A 2958-nucleotide genomic window follows, 5' to 3' on the forward strand; every position below is an offset into this window, starting at 1 on the left:
GGCTTCACGCGCCGCGGCAGCAACGACGTAATCTACGGCGTCGTATGGCCACTTTACGGCCGCGAGAACGGCGAACCCGGTATCGATGAAGAACCGCAAGAGACCGCCGCGTCAGACGACCCGATCGAAGAAATCGTCGCCTTGCTCAAGGAAACCGGTGTGACGGACGTGCGCCGCCACTCGGGCCGCTTCGAGCCGGAATATTGTGATGACTGCGGTGTCCCGCTCTACGCAGACCCGCTTGGCGAAATCGTCCACGCCGAAATGCCGGAGGACGCGGAGCCCGCGCAACCGCATTTCCACTGAGCCGCCGGCGCCATTGAGCCGCGCCGTCGAGACAAGGAAGCCCCGCCAACTGCGGGGCTTTTTTATGTCATTCCTCCTATGCCTTTTGGACAGGCCGTCAAAACGAAGGGAATTTGTCATCATAGTGCCGGTGGCGCATCGTAGTGCGCTCGGCACCCTCGCCGGCCCACGCATCGCGCCACCTCGCCCGATTCATCTGGAGACATGGCATGCGATTCTCAATACTCAACTCAGACGCGGAACGCCGCGATGGACTCAAAGCGCTGCTGCGGCAAATCGACCGGCTAGCGCGCTTCAACGAAGCACAGGATTGGCGTCAGGTTGAGCGTACGCTCAAGCGCCTGCGCCCCGACCTGCTCGTGATCGATTGGCAGGACTGGATGTCGGTTGACGACGCCCGGCATCTGCTTAGCCACTACCCGGACCTGCGCATTGCGGTGCTGACCGACGAGGCCTCGCCAGCCGTCGTGCGGGACCTGATGGACGAAGGTGTGCTCGGCGTGGTTCCGCGCGAAACCGACCCATGCCTGATCGTGCGCGCTTTCGAGATGGTTCTGCTAGGCGGTCACTATGTGCCGCCCGGCGCGTTGGCGCTCAAGCCGCCGCTACCGCCGGACGCGGTCATCCGGCCGTTCGACGAAAAGAGTCCGCCACCGCGCAGGACCAAACTTTCCAACGGCCTGTCGCCTCGCCAGGAGCAGATCATGCGCTGCGTCCACATGGGCAGCACCAACAAGATGATTGCGCGCACGCTCGGCATCAGTGAAGGCACCGTCAAGATCCATCTGACCAGCATATTTCAGCAACTCGGCGCGCCAAATCGCGCTGCGGCGGTCGCGCTCTACAACGGCTGGCTGTCAGCTCATTTGCAAGTACTGCGCAACGGAGACGCAGGTCCGCTCCGTCCGGTAATGGGGCAAGCCGGCGTGGTGCCATTGCGGCGCCGCACGCCGCGGCGCTTTCAATATCCGTTGCCGGCGAACGACACGGCCGACACGCTGCCGATGGCAGCCGAACCGAGCACGCCTTACGGCGATATGCCCGCCGGGCCGGCGGCGGAGCAGGTCATGCACGGTCCCGCATAACCTCGGCCGGCGCGCACGCCAGAATCGGCAGGCGCACTTTCTGGCAGCGTTTGCGCCGGCTGGCATGGAATCCGCTCACACCTTTTCTCGTCCAACGAGTAATATGAGATACATGGGTTTCCTCTACACACCGCTTCCGTTCTGGGTCGCTGTCGGTGGCTGGATCGCCACCGCGATAGTGGTCGCGCTTGCGCTGTTGAAAAATCCTTTCAAACGACTTCAAGACGGCACGCTCCAGCATGTCTGGCTCGCGATCATCGTCGCGGTGTCGGTATTGTGGGCGAGCAACGCGTGGCTCGACGACGGCACTGTCATGCATCTGCTCGGCGCCACGCTGGTCGTCACATTATTCGATTGGGCGTTGGCGCTAATCGCCATGGCGATCGTCACCGGTCTTGCCGCCGTGGTCTTCGACGCCCCGTGGCAAGGCATTGCGCTGACTTTTCTCGTGTTCGGTGCGTTGCCTGTCGGCATCTCGACCTTGATCCAGCGCGCCAGCATCGCCTGGCTGCCGCGTAATCTCTTCATGTTCATCTTCGGCCAGGGTTTTGTCTCACCCGCCATTGCCGTGTCGCTCACAGCGGCCGCGGCGCTTGGCATTCACATCGCGCTGGCCAACGGTTCGATGACCGTGGTGCCGGCCGGCTACGCGTTCAGCGTGCTTCTGCTAGCCACCGGCGAGGCCTGGTTCACAGGCATGTCGACGGCATTGATCGCGGTCTATCGTCCGGCGTGGGTCACCACGTACGATGTACGTCGGTATCGATTGGGCGGCCCACGCACCTGATAGAGACGCGGCATCGAGTATCGACCTGCGGCAATCAGCCATCTCGACACGTAAACGCTTGGGTCAGCGCACCACGACAGGACAAAATATTTGTGTCAGGATTGAACTCATCCCTCTCGCCGTGCATCTTACGTGCCTCACGTCTCCTTAGCGTCTAACGAACTAGATGGATCGCACCAACGTACCGCGCCGATTACTGCGGCTGGTCGGCCGGTTAGCAACATTTGCAGCGAGTCTCTCGCTCATTTGCACTGCTCCCGCATACGCCGACCAACTCGAACAGCACAACGATCTTGTCAACAAATTTGTCAATGACATGCATGCAGACCCGTTAGTCGCTGACTGCGCTGCGCATGGCGATTTTGTTGCAAGCACATCGACCGTCTTCGACCATGTCGAATTTCCACCCAGCTCCTTCGACAACGCGCATGCGTCGGTCACGCCATGGAACGATTCGTTCGACGAGGGCAAGCAGCGTGTCAAGGTGGACAACATCGTGACCGTCGAAGGTCTCGGTATGCGCCAGAGCGGCGACGGCGATCCAGCCGATCTCAAGTTCCGCTGCGGCTATGTAGGTACCCAGATGCTCGCGTTCAGCTGGAACGATCCGGTGCCACCGGCGCGCGCGCACAGTTCCGGATCGGCGGGATCGCAAGCGTCGTCCGGCAAGCATAAGAGCGTGAAGGGCAAACACTCCGCCGGCGGCAAAACAACGACGAAGAAAGCGACTGGCAAGTCCTCGAAGGCAAGCTCCGGAAAATCTTCGCGAGCGACTTCCAG

The 2958-nt window shown here is 61.6% G+C and carries 4 protein-coding genes; all 4 read left to right on the top strand.

The features are described from left to right. A partial coding sequence (locus QOC89_RS26595) for a DUF2863 family protein (protein WP_323047756.1) occupies positions 1-306 on the top strand: 306 nt, incomplete at its 5' end. Positions 307-515: 209 nt separating this feature from the next. Then, on the top strand, positions 516-1391 hold the full coding sequence (locus tag QOC89_RS26600; RefSeq protein ID WP_323047757.1) for a response regulator transcription factor: 876 nt from the start codon (positions 516-518) through the stop codon (positions 1389-1391). Positions 1392-1503: 112 nt separating this feature from the next. Continuing rightward, a complete protein-coding gene (locus tag QOC89_RS26605; RefSeq protein ID WP_323047759.1) occupies positions 1504-2178 on the top strand; it encodes an energy-coupling factor ABC transporter permease in 675 nt (224 codons plus the stop codon). A 166-nt stretch (positions 2179-2344) separates the two neighbouring features. Further along, the coding region (locus tag QOC89_RS26610; protein ID WP_323047758.1) for a BspC domain-containing protein at positions 2345-2958 on the top strand (614 nt) is incomplete at its 3' end.

This window comes from Paraburkholderia sp., assembly GCF_034668105.1.
Taxonomy (GTDB): domain Bacteria; phylum Pseudomonadota; class Gammaproteobacteria; order Burkholderiales; family Burkholderiaceae; genus Paraburkholderia.